20 protein-coding genes are annotated in these 21,673 nt (G+C 70.7%); 9 read left to right on the forward strand and 11 right to left on the reverse strand.

Annotated features, from left to right (window positions below; genetic code table 11):
- The first annotated feature begins 24 nt into the window (after positions 1-24).
- Positions 25-1,494: an amidase gene (locus VNG13_01645; GenBank protein ID HVA59223.1), complete on the forward strand. Its 1,470-nt coding sequence runs from the start codon at positions 25-27 to the stop codon at positions 1,492-1,494.
- Positions 1,491-2,972: a M81 family metallopeptidase gene (locus VNG13_01650; protein ID HVA59224.1), complete on the forward strand. Its 1,482-nt coding sequence runs from the start codon at positions 1,491-1,493 to the stop codon at positions 2,970-2,972. The genes VNG13_01645 and VNG13_01650 overlap by 4 nt, the downstream gene beginning before the upstream one ends.
- A 1,016-nt stretch (positions 2,973-3,988) precedes the next feature.
- On the opposite strand, the gene VNG13_01655 is transcribed toward VNG13_01650, so the two are convergent.
- A complete protein-coding gene (locus VNG13_01655) occupies positions 3,989-4,447 on the reverse strand; it encodes an SRPBCC family protein (protein HVA59225.1) in 459 nt (152 codons plus the stop codon).
- A 191-nt stretch (positions 4,448-4,638) separates the two neighbouring features.
- Here VNG13_01655 and VNG13_01660 point away from each other — a divergent pair, with 191 nt between their 5' ends.
- Genes VNG13_01660 through VNG13_01670 form a run of 3 tightly spaced genes read left to right on the forward strand, consistent with a single transcriptional unit; the run spans position 4,639 to position 5,909 of the window.
- Entirely contained in the window at positions 4,639-5,148 is a 510-nt protein-coding gene (locus VNG13_01660; GenBank protein ID HVA59226.1) for an acyl-CoA thioesterase/BAAT N-terminal domain-containing protein, read from the forward strand.
- Between the two features lie 33 nt (positions 5,149-5,181).
- The gene (locus VNG13_01665; protein ID HVA59227.1) at positions 5,182-5,559 is read left to right on the forward strand and encodes an acyl-CoA thioester hydrolase/BAAT C-terminal domain-containing protein; all 378 of its coding nucleotides are present in this window, start codon (positions 5,182-5,184) and stop codon (positions 5,557-5,559) included.
- Positions 5,544-5,909, forward strand: coding sequence for an acyl-CoA thioester hydrolase/BAAT C-terminal domain-containing protein (locus VNG13_01670; protein ID HVA59228.1), 366 nt, complete (start codon positions 5,544-5,546; stop codon positions 5,907-5,909). Before VNG13_01665 ends, VNG13_01670 begins: the two co-directional genes overlap by 16 nt.
- Positions 5,910-6,605: 696 nt before the next feature.
- Here VNG13_01670 and VNG13_01675 read toward each other — a convergent pair.
- The 9 genes from VNG13_01675 to VNG13_01715 all read right to left on the reverse strand — a co-directional run bounded on the left by VNG13_01675 (position 6,606) and on the right by VNG13_01715 (position 15,230).
- Entirely contained in the window at positions 6,606-6,983 is a 378-nt protein-coding gene (locus tag VNG13_01675) for a HEPN domain-containing protein (GenBank protein HVA59229.1), read from the reverse strand.
- Positions 6,980-7,618, reverse strand: coding sequence for a nucleotidyltransferase domain-containing protein (locus VNG13_01680; GenBank protein ID HVA59230.1), 639 nt, complete (start codon positions 7,616-7,618; stop codon positions 6,980-6,982). The genes VNG13_01675 and VNG13_01680 overlap by 4 nt, the downstream gene beginning before the upstream one ends.
- Positions 7,619-8,275: 657 nt before the next feature.
- Positions 8,276-9,256, reverse strand: coding sequence for an aldo/keto reductase (locus VNG13_01685; GenBank protein HVA59231.1), 981 nt, complete (start codon positions 9,254-9,256; stop codon positions 8,276-8,278).
- A 34-nt stretch (positions 9,257-9,290) separates the two neighbouring features.
- Complete coding sequence (locus VNG13_01690) at positions 9,291-10,076, reverse strand: crotonase/enoyl-CoA hydratase family protein (GenBank protein ID HVA59232.1); 786 nt, start codon at positions 10,074-10,076, stop codon at positions 9,291-9,293.
- The gene (locus VNG13_01695) at positions 10,073-11,083 is read right to left on the reverse strand and encodes a prenyltransferase (GenBank protein ID HVA59233.1); all 1,011 of its coding nucleotides are present in this window, start codon (positions 11,081-11,083) and stop codon (positions 10,073-10,075) included. Before VNG13_01695 ends, VNG13_01690 begins: the two co-directional genes overlap by 4 nt.
- A gap of 105 nt (positions 11,084-11,188) precedes the next feature.
- Positions 11,189-11,353 carry a hypothetical protein gene (locus tag VNG13_01700; protein HVA59234.1) on the reverse strand — a complete coding sequence of 55 codons (165 nt, stop codon included), beginning with the start codon at positions 11,351-11,353 and terminating at the stop codon, positions 11,189-11,191.
- 4 nt (positions 11,354-11,357) lie between these two features.
- Entirely contained in the window at positions 11,358-12,200 is an 843-nt protein-coding gene (locus VNG13_01705; GenBank protein HVA59235.1) for a hypothetical protein, read from the reverse strand.
- Positions 12,201-12,296: 96 nt separating this feature from the next.
- Positions 12,297-13,481: a C40 family peptidase gene (locus VNG13_01710; GenBank protein ID HVA59236.1), complete on the reverse strand. Its 1,185-nt coding sequence runs from the start codon at positions 13,479-13,481 to the stop codon at positions 12,297-12,299.
- Between the two features lie 489 nt (positions 13,482-13,970).
- Positions 13,971-15,230, reverse strand: coding sequence for an MFS transporter (locus VNG13_01715; protein ID HVA59237.1), 1,260 nt, complete (start codon positions 15,228-15,230; stop codon positions 13,971-13,973).
- A 175-nt stretch (positions 15,231-15,405) separates the two neighbouring features.
- Between VNG13_01715 and VNG13_01720 the strand changes: the two genes are divergently transcribed.
- Positions 15,406-16,524 (forward strand): citrate synthase 2, encoded by a 1,119-nt coding sequence (locus VNG13_01720; GenBank protein HVA59238.1) that lies wholly within the window; start codon positions 15,406-15,408, stop codon positions 16,522-16,524.
- A complete protein-coding gene (gene serC / locus VNG13_01725) occupies positions 16,517-17,638 on the forward strand; it encodes a phosphoserine transaminase (protein ID HVA59239.1) in 1,122 nt (373 codons plus the stop codon). Before VNG13_01720 ends, serC begins: the two co-directional genes overlap by 8 nt.
- Here the strand turns inward: serC and VNG13_01730 are convergent.
- On the reverse strand, positions 17,614-18,291 hold the full coding sequence (locus tag VNG13_01730) for a mechanosensitive ion channel family protein (GenBank protein ID HVA59240.1): 678 nt from the start codon (positions 18,289-18,291) through the stop codon (positions 17,614-17,616). The genes serC and VNG13_01730 overlap by 25 nt on opposite strands.
- Before the next feature lie 44 nt (positions 18,292-18,335).
- Between VNG13_01730 and VNG13_01735 the strand changes: the two genes are divergently transcribed.
- Positions 18,336-19,307 carry an aldo/keto reductase gene (locus VNG13_01735; GenBank protein ID HVA59241.1) on the forward strand — a complete coding sequence of 324 codons (972 nt, stop codon included), beginning with the start codon at positions 18,336-18,338 and terminating at the stop codon, positions 19,305-19,307.
- Positions 19,308-19,500: 193 nt separating this feature from the next.
- Positions 19,501-21,669, forward strand: coding sequence for an MMPL family transporter (locus VNG13_01740; GenBank protein HVA59242.1), 2,169 nt, complete (start codon positions 19,501-19,503; stop codon positions 21,667-21,669).
- Positions 21,670-21,673 lie beyond the last annotated feature (4 nt).

Below are 21,673 nucleotides of genomic sequence, written 5' to 3' on the forward strand. Positions count from 1 at the left end.
CGCGGCCGGCGTGGAGTAGACCAGATGGTCGACTACAGTGTCAAGGACGCGACGTTTTACGGTGAGGCGGCCATGCGGGCGGACGAGTACGTGCGGCACGACGGCGTGGGACTGGCCGACCTGGTGCGGTCCGGTCAGGTCAGTCCGGTCGAGCTGCAGCAGGCCGCGCAGAGCGTGCTCGACGCCGTCAACGGCCGGATCAACGCCGTCGTCACCGGGGATCTGCACGTCAGTCCCGGCCCGTCCGGTGCACCCGACGAGGCCGCATTCAGCGGGGTGCCGCTACTGGCCAAGGACAACCACCCATGTGCGGGGCTGCCGGCCCGGCACGGTTCGGCGTTCCGATCGGCGACCCCCGAAGCGGGCGACCATCCCGTGGTCGGGCGGCTGCGGGCCGCCGGCGCGAACCCGGTGGGGATGACCAACATGCCCGAGGCCGGGCTGTTGGCGACGACGCAGCCGGCGCTGTACGGCGCCTGCCGCAACCCGTGGGACCTCGGCCGTACTGCCGGCGGCTCCTCGGGGGGTTCGGCGGCCGCGGTGATCGCCGGCATCGCCCCGATCGCGACCGGCAGCGACGGGGGCGGCTCGATCCGGATCCCGGCCAGCGCCTGCGGGGTCTTCGGTCTCAAGCCCAGCCGTGGCCGTACCCCCGGCATCGGTTGGGGTGGTCTCGTGGTCAACCATGTGCTCACCCGATCCGTCCGCGACAGTGCGGTGGCGCTGGACCTGCTCAGCCGGGCCGGCCCGGACGCGCCGAACCTCGTCTCCGCACCGTCGCGTCCCTTCGCCACGGCGGTCACCGCCGAGCCGGGCCGGCTGCGGATCGCCTTCTCCGTCGCTCCCCCCGACGGTTTCGAATTGCACTGCGACGTCGTCGCGGCCGTCCGCCATGCCGCCCAGCTGCTGGAATCCCTTGGCCACGACGTCGCCGAAGACCATCTCGATGTGACGGCCGGGCCGTTGGCCGCGGTGACCGAACGGCTCGAGGACCTGGTACCAGTTGCGACCGCGGCGCGGGTGCAGACCTGGGCGGAGGAGAGCGGCAGCGAGCTCACCGAGACCGGCGTGGAGCCGCTGACCTGGCGCTACATCGAGCGGGGCCGTGCGGTCAGTGGTCCGGCGTTCGCCGTACTGCTGGACGCGCTGCCGCGCTTCGCCGAAGCTGCGGCGCCGTTCTTCGCCCGCTACGATCTGTGGCTGCTGCCCACCACAGCGGAGCCCCCGCCACCCCTGGACTGCTGGAACTTCGCGGCGCCCACCCTGGACGATGCGCTCACCCGGATGACCCGCTACGTGCCGGGGTTCGTGACCTCGCTGGCAAACATCACCGGCCAGCCGGCCGCGTCGGTGCCATTCACCGCCTCTGCCGAGGGCCTGCCGGTCGGTGTTCAACTGGTGGCCCGCCACTACCGCGAGGACCTGCTGCTCGGCGTGGCCGGGCAGATCGAGCGCGCCCGGCCCTGGCCGGTGCGCGCCCCGGTGACCCCGTGAGCCTGCGGATCGCGATCGGGGGCATCGCCCACGAGACCAACAGCTACGCCGCCGTGCCCACCACCCTGGGCGACTTCGAGGTGCGCCGGGGCGAGCAGATCCGGCTGGCCGCGGGAACGAGAACCTACGAGGGCGGGATGGTCGATGCCGCGGCCGAGCTCGGTGCCGAGGTAATCGGGACGCTGCTCGCCGAGGCCCTCCCCGGCGGTGTGATCGCCGCCGAGGCCTACCGCAGCCTCCGGCGGGAGCTGCTCGCGCTCGTCGCGGCGGCGCTGCCGGTGGACGCGGTCGTGCTCGTCCTGCACGGCGCCGCGATCAGCCAGGATTGCGCCGACGTCGAGGGCGAGCTGTGCGCCGCCGTTCGTGCCGTGATCGGGCCGGCCACGCAGCTCGTCGTCACGCATGATTTGCACGGGCACATCACCGCCCGGGAAGCGGACGCGGTCGATCTGATGTTCGGTGTGCAGCGCTACCCGCACGACGACATGTATGACCGCGGCCGCGAGGCCGTGCTCGCTATCCCCCGACTGACCAGCGGCGAGTGGCGCCCAGCGATCGCCGTCGAACGACTGCCGCTGCTGGTCGCCCCCACCACCACTGACAGCGGCGTCGGCCGGGACCTCTTGGCGCTGTGCCTGCAGGCCGAGCGTGAGCCCGGAGTCATCGACGCCACGTTCATGCACGGCTTCCCGCACACCGACAGCCCGCACGTCGGCGCCCAGGTCATCGTCACGACCGACGCAGCCCCGGAGCAGGCGCGCGCGACGGCGCGGGCCCTCGCCGCCGAAGTGTGGGCGCGACGCGAGGGCTTTCAGCACAGCTATCCCGATCCTGCTCAGGCGATCGGCCAGGCGATGGTCCTGGCGCTGGGCGCCCCCGGCGGTCCGGTCGTCGTCAACGAGACGTCGGACAATCCCGGCGGCGGGGCGCCGGGCGACGGCACCTACCTGCTCCGCGCCCTGATCGAGGCCCGACCGGCCGGCGCCGTCTTCTGCGGGCTGTGCGACCCGGCCGCCGCCGCGCAGGCGCACCGAGCCGGAGTCGGGGCCACCCTGCGGATGGAGCTGGGCGGGCACACCGACGACCGGCACGGACCGCCGCTGCGGGGCACCGCCCGCGTGGCCACGCTGAGCGACGGCGAGATCGTGCTGGAGGCCGCGATGGGGGCCGGGGTCCGGGTGCAGCTGGGACGCACCGCGGGGCTCCTCGTCGAGGGCGTAGACGTCATCGTGATCAGCCGCCCCATGCAGACCATCGATCGGACACCGTTGCTGCTGCACGGCATCGACCCGGCGACCCGCCCGATCGTCGCGGTGAAATCGGCGCACCACTTCCGGTCCGGTTTCCGGGAGCTGGCCGCCGCCGTCATCACCAGCGACTCCCCGGGTATCACCACCCACCGACTGGCCAGCCTGCCCCGGATGCATGCCCCCGGCCCGCTGTTCCCGCTGGACCCCGCGGCCGCCTACCCGGCGTGAGCCTCGGCTGGGTCGCGGGTCCGGGCCGGCGCCGTCGCGGGCTCTCGGCACTCCGGCGGGCAGCCCCGGTGTAGCGGATGCAGCCGAAGGAGCACGTCGAGGCGAACGCCGCCGCCTCCGCGGCGCCCCCAACCGCACGGCGCGCAGGTCCGTCCGGCCTCGGGCGTGCCAAAACTCAGTTCTCAGACGTAGGTGGCGGCGCGACAAGGCACGGTCGGCCAAGAACCCTGACCGGCGGAACGCGCAGGACACCAACTTCCCGGGCGTCATCCTCTTAGCCATGTTTCCGCAAGGACATATTTCGGCTCGGCGCTTCGCAGCCTCCGCGGGCGCGCAGGCTGCATGATCGGCTGGACCGCGCGGGACGCTGGGACAGCCGGTCGTAACGAGTCGGCCGGGCTGCGGCCCGGGCTATCGGCGTGCCGGCCCCGTCGACATCGGCAGGCGAGATTGACACACTCAAGATCGCGAGGGCCCATCGCCGCGTTAGAGCGCAGCCTCTGCACCGCTGGCTTTGGTGGCAAACGCCAAGTAATGACGGCTATGGTCCAGTCGCGAGCCGTCCAAAGTGTCGTTCCGAAGCCGACGCTATTCGACATCCTCACGTTAGGTCAGGGCCGAGCCCTGGTCTCCTGACTCAGGGCGTGGCGATGCGGGGACCGTGGAGTCAGGCTCGCCATCGTCGTCATCTTCGTGAGGGCCTCGGTGCCGAAGATGCTCAAGGTGAACGGCCCAATGGGCCACCGCTCCCCGGTCATGTGGCCTTATCAGCTGGAACGGGCACGAGAAGATCAATTACATTCGATCAATCCGCAACGGGTTCGCCGCACGTCACCGGCGCTACTACCGCCTGCGTCCCGGAGAATTGCCGGGCCGCTCCGCAGCGCGAGAACGTGCCGCTCTGTTCGGGTGGCCTGCGGGCACTAGGCGCGCAGTGCCGGCGCTATGGGTAACTCCGGCGGCGACCCCACATGCCACCGGTCGCGCCCCTTTGCCTCGGTGGAGCGGTGGGGGGATCACTGACCCTCGACGAGGGCGCCGAGTCGGTCCAGCGAAGCTTGAAGCTTCTCGGCCGTAGTCGCCCGAGCCCGCGGAAGGCGCCCTTCGTCAGTCAACTCGGTCCAGTCGTATGTGTGGGTGACGCGCGTTCGCGATGAGTCGATCGGCTCGAGTGCCCATCGCCACAGGTGCCCGGGTGGTTCCTGGGCCGGCTCGGCGGGTCTCCACGCGATGAGTCGGCCCTCGTCGAACTCGACGATGTGGTTTTCCCGCACGTTGCCCGTCGTGGTCGTCATGATGAACACCGCGCCGACGGCGCGGACTCGCTGCCCGCCCGGTGCCTCAGCCAGGTTGTCGTTACCGTCCCAGCGAGGCTGTTGAGCGGGGTCGGCAATGAGCTCGAAGATCCGCTGAGCGCTGGCCGCAATCTCCCGGCTAGCACAGACAACGCGCGGAACGTCCTCGTGGCCGGTCATGCTTCTATCAAAACACTTGGCCGTGGACACCGCGCACCAATCGGGTCGCACCAGCCATTCCGCCCACACGGTCATGCCGCGACGCGGGCGAAACCTGGTCAGTCGCCGGCTATTTGGGTGATCCGACTTTTCGGTTGCTACGGTGCCTGTCTGTGCGTCTCGGTTTGCCGCGGTCGGCGAGGTTGCCGGTCATGCTTGGGATGGCGTGTGCCGTCGCAGCGGGAGCTGTCGGCTGCGGCGGCGCCGCCGCCGCCTTGCAGGTCCGACTGCTGATTGACCATCCCGTCGGTTTGCTCGACGCCCCGGTGCGGATCAGCGTGATCGGGTTGCGTCCGGGTGCGCGGGTCGACGTGGGGGCGACATCTGACGACGCTGACGGGCGGGCGTGGTCGTCGTCGGTCGTCTTCGCCGCGAACCGGGCGGGGATCGTTGATCTGGCTAAAATGCCGCCGATGGCGGGCAGCTACTCCGGCGTCGCGCCGGCCGGGCTGTTGTGGTCGATGAGCCGGATCGGTGGAGATCCGCAGACCTCCTTCTACGCGTTGGCGGACCCGACGCGCACCGCCACGGTGGCGGCGGTCACCGTGACGGCGGTTGTGGGAGGCCGAATCGTTGCCAGTGCGCGCCTGGCCCGGGGTGTGCTCGCCCCGGGAGTGACCGGGCAGGTCGAGCGGCCGGCTAAGGTGGGTTTCTACGGGTAGCTGTTCCGCCCGGCACATCCGGGCGGCCCGGCGGTGGTCACGCTCGGTGGCTCCGAGGGCGGTCTGTTCACCGCCCCGCTCGCTGCGCTGCTCGCCTCCCGCGGCTACCCGAGCCTGGCGTTGGCGTATTTCGGCGAGCCGGGACTGCCCGCCGCGCTGACCCGGATTCCGTTGGAGTACTTCGCCCGCGCGCTGCGCTGGCTGGCCGACCAGCCCGGCATCAACCCCAACCGAATCATGCTCCTCGGCGGCTCGTTCGGCAGCGAAGCCGCGCTGCTCGTCGCCGCGCACTTCCCGAGCCTGGTGCACGGGGTGATCGTCGCCTCGCCCAGCGCGCTGGCCAGCTCGTCCCCGACCGACCCCAGCACCCCGCCTGGACGTTGGGTGGGCAGCCGGTGCCCTTCGCGCTGATCGGGGTCAGCGCGGCTGACGCGGTCGGCGCGCAGATCCCGGTCGAGCGGATCCTCGGCCCGGTCCTCGCGATCTGCGGAGGCCAAGACGAACTGTGGCCGTCGTGCAGTTATTCGGAGCAGATCACCGCCCGGCTCGACGAGCACCATGACCCGTTCCGCCACCGCCAGCTGAGCTATCCCGATGCCGGGCACGGCGTCGACATCCTGCTACCCAACCTGCCCACGGGAGGGACCGAGACCAGCTCCCCGCTCGGCACCCTCTACCTTGGCGGCAGCCCGGTGGCGAACGCCCTCGCCCGCCAAGACGCCTGGCCGCAACTGCTGAGCTTCCTCACCACCTCGGAGTAAACAACCGCCACCGCACACCACCGTCCGCCCGAGGTACCCAGCCGAGCAGCCCCCGCAACCGTCCCCGTCGCGTCGCGCACCGGTGGTGGTCGTGCGGCGGTCCGGTGGCCCGCGACCTGGTGGCCATGCCGGCCGGTTCGCCCGGTCGGCGGAGGATATGGGTGGGTCAGGGTGTCGGCGCCGGGCGAGGCGCTCAGGGGGCGTGTGCGAGGAGCCAGCCCGAACACCCCCGGCGCTCTGGGGAGCTTGTGGTCCGCCGCCGCAGCGCAGGTCGGGGCTCGCGTTCCGCCTGGGGTTTCGCACCGGCGGGGGACACTGGCCAGGCGGAGAAGCGCGTGTGCCGGCCTGAGACCGGTCAAGGATGTTGACGCTGGGACAGTCACCGACCTGCTCAACGTGGCTTGGCGGGCAGATCCGCTTGCCGGCCCGGCGATTCCCGGGAAAGTGCATTAGGAACATGACACTTGGCCCCCACCAACATTCGCTAGTCATGCACTTTCCCCTGTGGGCGATGGATGGTCTGAAGATCACGGGAAGTGCGGCACCGGTGTCGCCTGCCACGTTCATACTCGGCTCCTGGGCATGATCGACGCGCACTGACCGCTGCAGCTTGGATCCGTGCCGACCACGATGCCGTGGTTCGGCGCGTTGCCAACGAAACGGTCGCGAAATGAGTACCAGCGCCCGCGCGGGGGTTCACCCGGCTCGAACCCGGTGTGCTAGCTCCACGAGTTTGTTCGCGGTGTCCACCGCCTTCCGGGCGGAGTTCGCTCCGATTGCGGTGCTGTCGTACTGCGCCTTGTTCTTGACGGCCAGCAGTCGGGTGAGTTGAGTGGCGGCCGCGCGACCATCCGGGCCGGCGGTGCGAGCCAAGGCCACCGCCTCGCCATGGGACTTCGCCGTTGAGAACCGGCCGAGCCGCGCCAGGCAAATGGCGTCGTTCGCGTGGATGCCAGCGCTCACCGCGCAGCTGGCTGCGGCGTCCCACAGGCTCTCGCCGAGTGCGAGCTCTGCGGCGGCGAGGAACTGGTCAGCTTTGGCGATGTGTTCGTCGGCGACGATCTCGGCGCTCATCGAGCTCCGACGCCGACTCCCGCGCGTCGACGTAGCGCCCGCAGGACGGTGCCGTGGAGGTGTACTCCTTCACGGTTGATCCGATCGAGCAGGCCGTCGCGCCCCCCGGCCCTGACGACGAGATCCGCGGGCGTGTACTCGACGACACTCAGAGGGTTGCCGGTCCATGCGAGAACGGACGTGGCGAGCCGTTCGATGTCGTCCGTCCAGGCCTCGTCGTCCTCGGATATCGCCTCAGGACGGACCAGAAGCAGGTCTATGTCGCTCTCCTCGTCGCCATCGCCCCGAGCTGCCGAGCCGAAGAGGGTCGCGTTCAAGGGTCGGTGGGTGAATTCGCTGACTCGCCGCTGCAGCATTTCGATCAGTCGCTCGCGCATCGTGGCCAGGCTGAGTACTGCAGATGCTCCAAGGTGGTCACGGTTGAGGAAGTACAGGCTGGCGGACCCGGCGTCAATGCGGTGCACGAGGCCCCCGTGGACCAGCGTCTCAAGGATCTTGGCGACGCCCGCCACGCTGCCGGCGGCCAAGGCAGCAACCCGACGTCCGGTCAGGCCGGCCTCCACCCGCGCGAGCACCATCAGGACCCGGGCGCGCAGAGCTGGCAAGACCGATGCGGCCGGGGAGGTGAGGTTCACGAACGGAGTATAGGCGAGTGTTCACTTTTTCGAACACATGTCTACTCTCCACTTACCGGAGGCTTGGCGAGCCGTGGGGTGCAAGTACTTGGCCTCTGCGCTGACCAGGGCGAACGTCCACGCAGATAATCTTGCCGCTGAGCATCCCGAGTGCGACGGGTGGCGACCGGGAGCGCAGAAGAGTACGAGGAACATGGAACGCCACCGCCCACCAACATCCGGTAGTTCCTGCACTTCTGCCAAGATCGCCAGCGAGGGGCCGGTTCATCGACCGCCGAGCGTTTAGCCCGCTCAACGCCGCAACCGGGGTTCTGGACCCCTTCAGCCGCGCCGTCGCCGAGGGTGGTAAGCACCTGCGTGCTGCGCACACTCGGCTCGGACGTTCATGGGGGCAAACGCTCGCGCGGATGATCTTGAGGGCGAAGAGCGGGCTCGGCCTCGCTCCCCGCCCCCGCAGTCGAGATCGTGCTTCCGGAAGCTGCGACCTGCGGTTTCGTCGTATGGCCCGCTCATGCCAAAGATCGCTAGACCGGAATAGGAGGCGGACGCTCTATCCACCTGACCTACGAGGGCCTACGCCAGGCCTACGCCAGGCCTACGCCGGAGTCGCCGGCTGGCGACCCTGCAACGAGGGCCGGGCCACCCTCGCGAGCCGCCCTACCGGTTGACCGAACTCATGTCCGCGTAGCGATCGCCGGCTGCGGCGCCCTTAGGGGCCAGCTCGTCGATCCGCGCGAGATCCATATCCGAGAGCTCGAGGTCGACAGCCGGCAGATTCTCCTCGAGATAAGCCAGCCGCTTCGTTCCGGGGATGGGCACGATGTCCTCGCCCTGGTGGAGCAGCCACGCGATGGCCAGCTGCGCCGGCGTGCAGCCCTTCTCGGACGCGATGTCCCGGACCCGGGCGACCAAATCCAGGTTCCGCAGGAAATTCTCCCCTTGGAACCGAGGCGAGTGACGGCGAAAGTCGTCCTCCGCCAGGTCTTCGATGGTCTGGAAGCGGCCGGTCAGGAATCCTCGACCGAGTGGGCTGTACGCGACGAAGCCGATCCCGAGCTCGCGAACCGTCGGGAGGATCTCGTCCTCCGGATCCCGGGACCAGAGGCTGTACTCGGTCTGCAGCGCGGCGATCGGGTGGATTGCGTGCGCCCGTCGGATCGTCTCCGGCCCCGCTTCGGACAGTCCCAGGTGGACCACCTTGCCGGCGTTTACCAGCTCCGACATCGCCCCGACCGTGTCCTCCACCGGAACGCCGGGATCGACGCGGTGCTGGTAATACAGGTCGATATGGTCGACTCCCAGCCGGCGGAGCGATGCTTCACATGCCGCCCGGACGTATTCAGGTGAACCGTTTATGCCGAGTCGCGATCCGTCACTGCCCCGCTGCACGCCGAACTTGGTCGCGAGAACGACCTCGTCGCGGCGACCGGCAATCGCCCGCCCGACTAGTTCCTCGTTGACGAACGGTCCGTACATGTCCGCCGTGTCGAGGAAGACACAACCGGCATCGAGGGCCCGGTGGATGACCGAGATCGATTCGGCTTCATTTGCGTCGCCGTAGAACTCGCTCATCCCCATACAACCAAGGCCGAGAGCGGAAACAGCGAGCCGATCGGCCCCGAGAGTACGGCCTTTCATTCGGCTACTCCTTTGGTGCGACGGATGGGAGTGATCAGAACGCCCCGTGCCGCCCGGCGCCGGATCCGAAACGGGCGACCCCCTGCTCGATCTCGTCCCCACCGAGCAAAGCGGACCCACCGATGAACTCCGCGGTTAGTGCCTCCGGCTCGGCACGGCCCTGCTGGTCATAGACCGATGCCCGGTCGGCACGCATGCACTGCTGGGGGAAACCCGCGATCTGACCGGCCAACTGCTGGGCCGCCGCCAATGCGGTGCCCGCCGGCACCACCCGATTGACCAGGCCGAAGCTGAGCGCCTCCTCGGCCCCGACCCCGCGCCCGGTGAGCACCATGTCGAGTGCGCGACCGACGCCGATCAGTCGGGGCAAGCGGACCGTGCCGCCGTCGACGAGGGGGACTCCCCATCGCCGGCAGTACACCCCGAGCACGGCATCGGCCTCGGCCACCCGCAAGTCGCACCACAACGCGAGTTCCAGGCCGCCGGCCACCGCATGGCCCGCGATCGCGGCGATCACCGGCTTCGACAGATGCAACCGGCTTGGGCCCATTGGACCGTCACCCATGCCAACTGGCACGGTGTCGTTCCGTCGCTCGCTGCCGAGCGCCTTTAGGTCCGCGCCGGCGCAGAACGTGCCTCCGGCGCCGTAGAGCACGGCGACCCTGGCCGATTCGTCGGCCTCGAAGCTCCGGAACGCCGCGGTCAAGGCCCGGGCCGTGGGCCCGTCGACGGCATTGCGCGCGTGCGGCCGGTCGAGGACGACGGTCGTCACCGGCCCGTCACGCTCGACACGCACCGCTGGGTCGGAGTCTTGCGTCACCGGATCCCCAGTCCCGCGGCAACGGCGAGCCCGACGATGAGCAGCGCACCGGCCCGCCGAGTATGCAGGAATGCGATGGCGGCGAACCACAGCGGCCAGACCGGGAACCGCGGCGGGGCTTCGGCGGGGCGCGGCGCCCCGAAGTAGCGCCACACTTTGACCAACGCAGGCAGCGCTCCGAACGTCGCCAGAGCCGGCCAGGGGAGCGCCCGGGCGGCCACGCAGGCGACAACGGACACGTAGTACCCGGCGAGCAGGCCGCGGGTTACCGCGCGAGCGCGTCCCTCGCCCAGGATCACCGGGAGCGTCCGGGTCCCGACCGGCGCATCGAACGGGATCTTGTCGATGTGCTTGCCCATGAGCACCGTGGTGCAGAGCAAGCCATACGGAACAGATGCCAGCAGGATCTGCCAGGGAAGCGTCCCGACCGCCGCGTAGTAGGTGCCACCCACCATCAGCGGGCCCCACACCACGAAAACGTCAGGCTCCCCCAACCCACGTTTCTTCAGCCTCAACGGGGGGGCCGTGTACGCCACGGACAGCACGAAGCCCGCCACCGCAATCGCAGCCACCGGCCATCCGCGACGTGCGGTGAGCGCGACGAGGATCGCGAGGTCGATCACGTTGATGGCGAGGATGGCCATGACCAGGGCCCGTCGGCTGACCAGACCGGACAGGATCGGGTGCGGTGCGTACAGCGCCCGCGGGTAGCTCTCCGTATCGCCGCCGACGGCGGTGTCGAAAAGGTCGTTCATCAGATTGTTCGAGACGTGCGCGGCGGTGATCCCGACAAGGGCGAGGACCAGGTCGGGCACGTTCACGCCACCGCGATCCACCGCGAGCAGGGCGGCAACCGCCCCCGCGGTGAGGGTCATTGGCAGGACAGCGGCGCGGGTGACGACCAGCCAGCGGGTTACCGGATCGATCGGACCGGCCGGGGGGTTGGTGGTCCGCAGTGCGCAGCGCCAGGCCGCCAGCCGGCCAGGGTGCACCGCAGGACGCAACATGGCTCGAACCTACCCTCCGCAAGCGGAGGTACCCGCCGGGGCTGGATCTGGAAGGCGGGACCAGACCTAGCCTCGGGCCGGCCCCACCCGGCCGGCAGCCAAACGCTAGGCGGCGCGGTCCGTCGCGATCGCCCCGAGGAAACTCTCGACCTGGCGAACCAGCTCGAGCTCGCCACGGTGGTCCTGGCGCCCCTGCATCCAGCGCAGCAACAGGAAGGTCGACCCGAGGCTGCCGAGTACGACCGCGCAGAGCAGCAGTGCGGTGATCATGACGCTAGACGAGGAACAGCGAGGTGGGCTGACCCTTGGGGTTCACGTGCTGGTACACGCTGCCCCCGAATCCGCTGAGGCGGATGACCGCCCGTACCCGCCGCTCGTTGGCCGGCAGGCTCGTGCCGGCGATGGTGATTGTCTCGACCAGGCAGACGATCCGACCCGTCGAGTCCACGTACACGTCCTCGGTGGCTGGCGACTGGGCCAATGCCCGGGTCGCGGCGTCCTGCAGGTTGCTCGGGCTGTCGCTGGCGAGCAACTCGGTCAGCTTGATCCTGAAGCTGTACTCATGCGTCAGTCCAACTTGCGACAGGTCACGCATCCCGTCGTCGGTGATCGGCCCGGCGGCGAACCGCTCGTCCTGGAGGAACAGCTTCACCGAGCCACCCTTGGGCTCGGGCTGGAAGCCGATCTGGGTGTGCGCGACGAACAGGTAGTCCTTGCCGCGGGTCTGGACCACCTCGACGGGCTGGAGGTCGGCGGTGAACTTGTCGATCTGCGGCTGCGGGTAGTACAGGACGCGCCCGCGGTCGTGGGCGAAGTCGACGTTGCCGGCGATCTGGAGCGCCATGTTGTTGAGCCGTCCCGCCTTGGCGGGAATGTCCGGGAAGCTGATCTCCTCGCTGACGGCGGCAGTTTGGGCGCCGAGCGTGTTCGCCACCGCAAGCCGGAGAGCTGCTGCCGGGGTCTTCGCCACCGCAGCGGGCGCGGCCACTTGCTCCACCGTGCGCGCCGCCCGTGGGTGGTGGATCGGCACGAAGCTCCCGGCGGTGCTGGCCGCGCCGGAACAGCCGGTGACCAGCGCCGCGAGCCCGGCAACGGCTAGGAGCGACGTTCGGCGCATGGTTCCCCCAACAACCGGCCGCCCGGATGGCGGCCCTGTGGACTAGATGTCGGAAGGCGCCGGCGCGGTCTTGAGCCGTCCGGATGGGCCGGTGGCTCAGAAAGCCGGATCGACCCGGACCACACCCGCCAGGTCGGCCAGCGGAACCGGCGCGTAGGAGACGACGTCTCCGGTGTGCGGCGCCACGACCATCATCCCGTTCCCCACGTAGAGGGCGACATGGTCGACGAACCCGGGCGCCGTCGGGTCGTAGGTCCAGAACAGCAGGTCGCCCGGCCGGGCATCGGCGAGCGGGATATGCGGGCCGGTAAGAAACTGCTCCGCCGCGGTTCGCGGCAACAAGATGCCGGCCCGGGCGTAGGACCACTGGACGAGCCCGGAGCAGTCGAACGAGAGCGGCCCGGTAGCCCCCCATACGTAGGGGAGCCCGAGCCGGCTCCAAGCCGCCCGGAGCACGGTGTTGATCTGTGCGCGAGTCAGGAACTCTCCCGCATCGCGGACGACGATGACCGGCCGGAGCAGCTCGACGTGTCCGGCGTGCGGGATGAGGTCCGCCACCTCCTGGCGCAGGGTGGTCGGGTCGACGCCGGGCGCGCTGACCACGAGCGCGTTGCCGTGCACGAGGCCGAGCCGCCTGGCCTGCGTATCCGTGACGATCGCGTCGACGCCGGCGATGCCGACCGACGCGAAAGCCCCGATCCGGATCGGCAGCTGGTGCCGCCCGGCGACCGGCACGGTGCCGCCGAGCGGGAGCCGCGCGTCATGTCCGATGTCGAAGCTCACCGCCGTGTCCCCGCGGGCCACGGACTGCCAGAGTGCGTCGGAGCGGGCGGTGTAGAGGGGGGTCCAGGCCCGGAAGGTCGAAGGGATCACCCCGAGCATCTCGGCCGGGTGCCGGGCCAGCGCAACCCGGCCCTCATCGGCCAGCTCCGCGCCGCGCACGCCGGCGAGCCGGGCGACCGCGCGGACCTCAGCCAGGGGCAGCGGGTGCGAGCTGACGATGAGCAGGTCGGCCGTCTCGAGCCGGCGGAGCGGCGCGACCGTCGGCTCGACGGGCGCGGAGCTGTGGAGGGTCGAGGTTGCGCCGTGGGTGGGCGCCGGCGCGCCGGTCGGGCCGACCGCAGCCACCAGGTGGGACCGACCCGCCAGATGATGGTCGGCGACAAGCTGGCTGGCGCCCAGCGCGCTGCCGGCGAGCAGGGTCACGGTGACGGCCGCCGTGACGACCGTCGGCGACAGGCCTCGAATCCGGCCCGGTAACGGAAGCTGGGGGAGCCGCACCGGGGAACCCTCCTTCGTCGCTTGGGGCTTCAGGAAGGACTCTTCGACGTGGGCGGGCGAACTCCTCCCGGATGTGTCTGCTACCCCACCGGCGGGCGCCGATACGTCCGGAGACTTCCGTTTTAGGCGCCACGCCGCGTGGCTTACACCTTCGATCGCGATGCTCCGCGGGCCGTCCTTCGGATCGTGTCTGCGACCCGCGTGCCACGCTCCGCCAGCCGGTGATCCCGAGCAAGCTGAGAGACGCGCCGTGGCGAGACGCCGAGCGCGCGGCCGGCATCGCGAACTGACACTCCAGCCTTCGCCAGGCGATCCACTGCGTCGCTGACCCGGTTGCGCAACTCCGCGGTCCGCCGAGCTCGAGTGGGCGGTTTGCACGGAAATCCGGCGCCTTCCGAGCGTGAAAGATCAACTTGACCGCCCACTCGGCCCCCGGCGGACGCCCGGATTAGCTCGCTGCCCGGCCTCGGAGGGCGCGGTCGGGCGGCGCTACCCCCGGTACCGGGCGAAGGCCGGCACCGCCAGTCCGAGCGCCACCACGCCGACAATGCAGGCGAGCCCGCCACTCACCACCGAGAAGGCCGGCGACACCAGCGCGGCCACGCTGCCCGCCTCCACGTCGCCGAGCCGCGGGCCGCCGGCCACCACGACGATGAACACCCCCTGCAACCGGCCGCGCAGCGCATCCGGGGTCAGCACCTGGAGGATCGTGTTACGGAAGACGGCGCTCACCAGGTCTGCCGCACCGGCGACGACGAGCAGGAGAAGGCCGACCGGCAGCGAGCGGCTGAAGCCGAATCCGGTGACCGCCGCCCCCCAGACCGCCACCGCGACCAGGACGGCGAGCCCCTGCCGGCGCACCCGGACGAGCACCCCGGACAGCACCCCGCCGACCAAAGCGCCCACCGCGGGGGCCGCGTTGAGCAGTCCGACGACTCCGGCGCCGCCGTGGAAGAACGATCCGGCCAGCGCGGGGAACAGCGCACGGGGCATACCGAAAACCATCGCGTTGATGTCGACGAGGAATGTCATGTAGAGCACCGGCTTGCTGCGCAGGAACCGCAGGCCCTCGCCGACCGAGCGGAACCCCGCCCTGGGGGCTTCCCCGAGCGGCGGCACCGGCGGCAATCTCCAGATCGCGTACAGCGCCACGAGGAACGACCCGGCGTCGGCGAGGTAGGCGGCGAACGCGCCGACCTGGGAGACCAGCAGTCCGGCCAGCAACGGGCCGACGGTGAACCCGACGCTCATCGAGATCTGCGCCAGCGCGTTGCCGGCTCGCAGCTCGCTCGGCGGCAGCAACCGCGGCACGATCGCCCCTCGGGTCGGCTGGTCGATCGCGGACAGCGCGGAGATCGCGAAGACCAGCAGATACACAACCCAGACCGCCCGCACGTGCCAGCCCGCCTGGGCCGCGAGTGCCCCCGAACACAGGGTGAGCAGGCTCGATGTCAACATCGCCACCCGCCGCCGGTCGTGCGAGTCGGCGACCGCGCCGCCGACGAAACCGAAGCCGACCAGCCCGGCCAGCCCGGCCAGCCCGATCAGCCCGACGTCGAACGAGGAGCGCGTCTCGGCGTAGACCTGGATCTGGACGGTCACGATGGTGAGCTGTGACCCGATGACGGAGACCGTGGTCCCAGCCCACAGCCGCCGGTAGTCGGGGCGACGCAGGGGGGTGATGTCGGCGAGGATGGCCCGGGGCGCCCCCGACGGCGCCACCGGCGCGAGCTCCCCCGATCCACTCACCGGGTCCCCGCGCTCAGCCCGGGGCCGGGGCCCGTTCGGCGCCGCCCCGCCTCGTCCACGTGCATCCTTCCCGCCGCCGGTGCGCCCCGATCCGACAGCAGCGGCCGGGACGCGAGACACTGGGCTCCGGTGGGCTGCCGCTCGCCGCCTGCCGACGAGGGGAGTCCCCGGCCGCATGTCCGACGACACCGTATTCAAGCCGGGGCTCGAAGGGGTCATCGCATTCGAGACCGAGATCGCCGAGCCGGACAAGGCCGGCAGTGCGCTCCGCTACCGGGGTGTGGACGTCGAGGACCTCGCCGGCCATGTGCGATTCGAGCACGTCTGGGGACTCCTGGTCGATGGCGCCTTCGAGCCGGGCCTGCCCCCGGCCGAGCCGCTGCCGATCCCGCTGCGTTTCGGCGACACCCGGGTGGACCTGCAAGGGGCGCTGGCCGAGCTGGCTCCGCAGTGGGGGCTGCACCAGCTGCACGACATCGACATAACGCAGGCCCGCGAGGACCTCGCCCGCTGCTCGGTGACCGGGATGTCCTTCGTGGCGCAGTCAGCCCGCGGGGGGGACCTGCCGCCGGTCCCGCAGTCCGAGATCAACCGGGCGAAGTCGATCGTTGAGCGGTTCCTCATCCGCTGGCGCGGTGAGGCCGACCCGGCGCACGTCAAGGCGATCGACGCCTACTGGGTGGCCGCCGCCGAGCACGGCATGAACGCGTCGACGTTCACCGCTCGGGTCATCGCCTCGACCGGGGCCGACGTGGCGGCCGCGCTGTCCGGTGCGGTCGGCGCGCTTTCCGGTCCGCTGCACGGCGGCGCCCCGTCCCGGGTTCTGGCCATGCTCGACGAGGTGGAGAAGAGCGGGGACGCGGAGGGTTACGTCCGAGCGCTGCTCGACTCCGGTCAGCGGCTGATGGGTTTCGGCCACCGGGTGTACCGGGCGGAAGACCCGCGGGCCCGAGTGTTGCGGCGGACCGCGCGCGAGCTCGGGTCCCCGCGCTACGCGGCGGCGGAGGAACTCGAGAAAGCGGCGCTCGGCGCCTTGCACGAGCGCAAGCCCGATCGCGTCCTGGAGACGAACGTCGAGTTCTGGTCGGCCGTCGTTCTCGACTTCGCGGAGGTCCCGGCGGACCTGTTCACGTCGATGTTCGCCTGCGCCCGGACCGCCGGCTGGAGCGCCCACATCCTCGAGCAGAAGCGCACCGAGCGGTTGATCCGCCCGAGCGCCCGCTACATCGGGCCCGGCCCGCGTCCGGTGTCCGCCGTCCCGAAAACCCTGGCCGAACTGGAGAACCGTGGCTGAGATCGCCCTGCCCGACGCCCTCAAACCCGCCGACGGCCGGTTCGGCTCCGGTCCGTCGAAGGTACGTCCCGAGACCGTGGACGCGCTCGCGGCGACCGGTAGCGCCTTCCTCGGCACCTCGCACCGGCAAGGCGGCGTGAAGAACGTGGTGGGCCGCGTGCGCGACGGGCTGTCCGCCCTGCTCGGCTTGCCGGACGGCTACGAGATCGCCCTCGGCAACGGCGGGGCGACCGCGTTCTGGGACATCGCCGCGTTCTGCCTCGTCGAGCGGCGTTCGCAGCACCTGTCGTTCGGCGAGTTCGGTGCGAAGTTCGCCGCGGAGACCACCGCCGCGCCGTTCCTCGAGACCCCGTCGATCCGCCAGGCCGGGCCCGGCAGTCGGCCCGAGCCGCTGGCCGAGTCGGGGATCGACGCGTACTGCTGGCCGCACAACGAGACGTCCACCGGGGTGACCTGCCCGGTCCGCCGCGTCCCGGGGGCCGATCCGGGTGCGCTCCTGCTGATCGATGCGACCAGCGCGGCGGGCGGCATCCCGATCGACCTCGACCAGTGCGACGCGTACTACTTCGCCCCGCAGAAGAACTTCGGCGGGGAGGGTGGGCTGTGGCTCGCGGCGCTCTCCCCCGCGGCGATCGAGCGGGCCGACCGGATCGCGACCAAGGGCCGTTGGACGCCGGCTTTCCTCGACCTGAGCGCGGCGGTGCAGAGCTCCCGGCTCAACCAGACGCTCAACACCCCGGCACTCGCTACCCTGTTCCTGCTTGCCGAGCAGCTCGAGTGGATGCTCGCCCAGGGCGGCCTCGACTGGGCAACCACCCGGACCGCCGAGTCGGCGCAGGCGCTCTACACCTGGGCCGAGAAAAGCGACTACGCCGTCCCGTTCGTCGCGGACCCGCAGGCGCGGTCGCCAGTTGTCGGAACCATCGACTTCAACGAGCCCATCGACGCCACAGCGGTCGCGAAAGCGTTGCGTTCCAACGGAATCGTCGACACCGAGCCCTACCGCAAGCTCGGCCGCAACCAGCTGCGGATCGCGATGTTCGCGAACATCCCGACCACGGACGTCGAGGCGCTCACGGCCTGCATCGACTACATCGTGGAGCGGCTGGACTGACCCGCCGGCGGCGCCGCCGGCTTCCCCGGGCCGATCGCGGCCGCGAGCAACACGGAGTTCGGCACCGAGAGCGGACCGTCCGCGGTGACGAGGGTCACGTAGGTGAGGCCCATCCCGCTGACCGCTCCGAGCAGCTCGCCGCCGAGCGCCCCGGAGCGGATCCGGATGTCGTCTCCCACGTTGAACGGCCTGGCCAGCAGCAGCACGATCCCGGCGAAGATGTTGCCCAGGGACTGCTGAGCGGCGATCCCGATGATGATCCCGGTCAGGGCCCCGCCGAGCAGCAAATGGCCGACCGGCACCGAGAGCAGATCGAGGGTGGCGAAGGTGGCGATGAGGTACCCGACGACCATGATGAGCCACCGCACGATCGAGGCGTGCGTAACCCCGGTGCGGGCGGCGAGCACCCTGGCGAACTCGTTGGCGGTGTGCCGGATACCGACCAGCGACGCCAGCACGAAACCGGCGGCGGCTCCCCCGGCGACGACCCGATGGTGCAGGTTGCCGTGGATGTTGCCCCACACCCCGCCGGCGACGAGACAGCCGAGGGCGAGCACGGCGGCGACGAGTGCCCCGCGCAGCTTGGGCGACGCAAGCGCGAGCGGCCGCGGCGGGACGGTGACGTGATCGAGGGTGCGCTGCCAGATCCTCACCCTGCAATGGGTACCACCCGGGAGGCCAGGGGTAGCGTTCGGATATGGACTACACGCATCTGGGTCGTACCGGCCTCTCGGTGAGCCGACTCTGTCTGGGCACCATGAATTTCGGTCCCGAGACCACCGAGTCGGACGCGCACGCGATCATGGACCGGGCGCACGACGTCGGGCTCAACTTCTTCGACACGGCCAACGTCTACGGCTGGCAGAAGGGCGAGGGACTCACCGAGGCGATCATCGGCCGGTGGTTCGCCCAGGGCGGCGGGCGGCGGGAGAAGACCGTCCTGGCGACCAAGCTGTACGGATCGATGAGCGACTGGCCCAACGACACGTTCCTGTCCGCGCTCAACATCCGCCGGGCCTGCGAGGGCTCGCTGCGCCGGTTGCAGACCGACTACATCGACCTGTACCAGATGCACCACGTGGATCGGAACACCCCGTGGGACGAGATCTGGCAGGCCATGGAGGTCCTCGTCGCACAAGGCAAGGTCCTCTACGTCGGTAGCAGCAACTTCGCCGGTTGGCATATCGCGCAGGCCCAGGAGGCCGCCCGGGCCCGGCATTTCACCGGCTTGGCGAGCGAGCAGTCGCTGTACAACCTGGCGTCGCGCAGCCTCGAGCTCGAGGTGCTCCCGGCCTGCCAGGCCTACGGCCTGGGCGTCATCCCGTGGAGCCCGCTGCACGGCGGCATGCTTGCCGGGGTGCTGCGCAAGCAGGAGCTCGGCCGGTCGAAGGGCGGCCGCTCCCAGGAGCTGCTGGAGAAGATCCGGCCGGCGGTCGAGGAGTACGAGGCGTTCTGCACCGATCTCGACGAGGACCCGGCGAACGTGGGTCTGGCGTGGCTGCTGCACCAGCCGGCGGTCACCGGCCCGATCATCGGGCCACGGACGCTCGGCCAGCTGGACGGGGCCATGCGCGCGCTCGAGATCCGGCTCGACGAGAAGGCGCTGGCCCGGCTGGACGAGATCTTTCCCGGCCCGGGTGGTCCGGCGCCCGAGGCGTACGCCTGGTAGCGGTCTCCGCAGGTCAGGTCAGGGTGCGTAGTGCGGTAGCTGCATCCCGACCGCGAGCCGCTGGAGCATGCCGATCGGGGCCCGGCGAAGCGACGGGCGATGACGAAGCCCAGCCGGGACAGGAGGAATCCGACGCTGTGCGACGGTGGAGGAGCGTTCCGTTCGAAACGTCTACGGCAGAAGTGGTGGGCCGATGACCGACCGCCCGGATGCCCGGCCGTCGCACTCGGCGGCACTGGCCCGGCTCGCCGGCTTCGTGCTCCACCACCGGCGCGTGGTGATCGTGCTGTGGCTCGTCGCGCTGGTCGCCGGCGGGGCGGCGGCCGGCCAGGTCTCCAAGCGCTTCACCTTCGACTTCTCGCTGCCCGGCCAGCCGGGGTACGAGACCGCGCTGCGGGTCACCGCGCACTACGGCAACGGCGGTGGGCAGCCGCCGGCGATCGAGGTGGTCACCGTGCCGCCCGGTCAGACCGTCGCCGGCGACGCGGCCCCGATCGCCGCGGCCTTCCAGCGGGCCCGGGTGAGCGATCACCGGGTCCGCATCGTCGACCTCGCGGTGACCGGTGACCGGCAGTTCGTCACCGCAGACGGGGGCTCCACCTACGCGCTGCTGTTCACCCCGATCGTTCACGGCTTCGGTGGCGATCAGGTGGCGGAGCGCGCCACCCGGACTATCCGGGCGGCGCTACCGGCCGGGTACCGGCTCGGCACCACCGGGCTCAGCGCACTGGAAAGTGGAGGCAGCACCAAGGGGCCGGGGGTCCTCGTCGAGACGATGTTCGGCGCGGCCGGGGCGCTCGCCGTACTGCTGTTCGTGTTCGCCTCGTTCCTCGCCCTGCTGCCGCTGCTGATCGCCGCGGTCTCCATCCTCACGACGCTGCTCGTCATCCTCGGCCTCACCTACATCACGCAGGTCTCGTTCGTCGTGCAGTTCCTCGTCGCCCTGGTCGGGCTCGGCGTCGCCATCGACTACTCGCTGCTGCTCGTCACCCGCTGGCGGGAGGAGCGGGCGCATGGCGCGGACAACGCGACCGCGGTGACCACCGCGGTCGCGACCGCCGGGCGCGCCGTCATGCTCTCCGGCGTCACGGTGGCGATCGGCCTGGTCGCCCTTGTGGTCCTGCCCGTCCCGGCCCTGCGCAGCGTCGGCATCGGTGGAATGCTCATTCCGCTGGTCTCCGTCGGCGTCACGCTGACCCTGCTCCCCGCCCTGCTCGGCGGCATCGGACCGCGGTTCGACTGGCCGCGGGTCCGCAAGGAGAACCAGGCGAGCCGGGCCTGGGCCGCGTGGGCCCGTGGCGTGGTCCGCCACCGCTGGCTGGCCGCCGGCGTCGGGGTGGCCGCGCTGGCGGTCGTGACCGCGCCGATCTTCTCCCTCACCGTCGGCGAGACCAGCGCCAGCGCGCTGGCCCGGACCGGACCGGCGCACGACAGCTACGACCAGCTGCTGGCCGGCGGCGTCCCTTCCGGGGTGCTGACGCCGATCGAGGTACTGGTCCGGACCCGCTCGGCCCCCGAGGTCCGCGACCGGCTGGCCGGACTGCCCGGCATCGCCACCGTGGCGCTGGCTTCCGGACGGACCGGGAGTCGCGGCGGCCTGACCGACCTGATCGCCATCCCCTCCGCCGAAACGGTCAACTCGGCCTCGCTGGCACCGGTCCGCACGGTACGCGCCAGCCTCGCCGGCGACCCGGCGGTGATCGGCGTCACCGGGGTCGGGGCGATCGAGCTCGACTACAGCCACGCCGTGTTCGGCCAGTTCCCGCTGATGTTCGCGATCATCGCGCTGGCCACCTTCCTCCTGCTCGCCCGGGCGTTCCGCTCGATCGTGCTCGCCGCGAAGGCCGTCCTGCTGAACCTGGTGTCTCTGGGCGCGACCTTTGGCCTGCTCACCTGGTTCTGGCAGGAGGGGCACGGCTCGCAGGCGTTGTTCGGGATCCCGGCCACCGGCGCGATCACCTTCTGGCTGCCCCTGATGATCTTCGCGTTCCTGTTCGGCCTGTCGATGGACTACGAGGTGTTCATCCTCACCCGGGTCCGCGAGGAGTACGACCGCACCGGATCCACCACGTCGGCGATCGTCGAAGGGCTCGGCCGAACCGGTCGGCTGGTGACCAGCGCGGCGCTGATCCTGTTCCTCGCGTTCGCCTCGCTCGCCTCGGCGCCGAACACCGACATCAAGGTGCTGGCCACCGGCCTCGGTGCCGGCATCCTGCTCGACGCCACCATCGTGCGGGCCCTGCTCGTGCCGGCGCTGGTGTCACTCCTCGGCCGGTGGAACTGGTGGTTCCCCCGCCGGGCGGCCCGGGCGCTGCGCCTTCCCGAACCCGTCGATGCCCGGGAGCCGGCTCCGGTCGGCTGAGCCG

It is taken from the genome of Mycobacteriales bacterium, from assembly GCA_035533475.1.
Classification (GTDB): domain Bacteria; phylum Actinomycetota; class Actinomycetes; order DATLTS01; family DATLTS01; genus DATLTS01.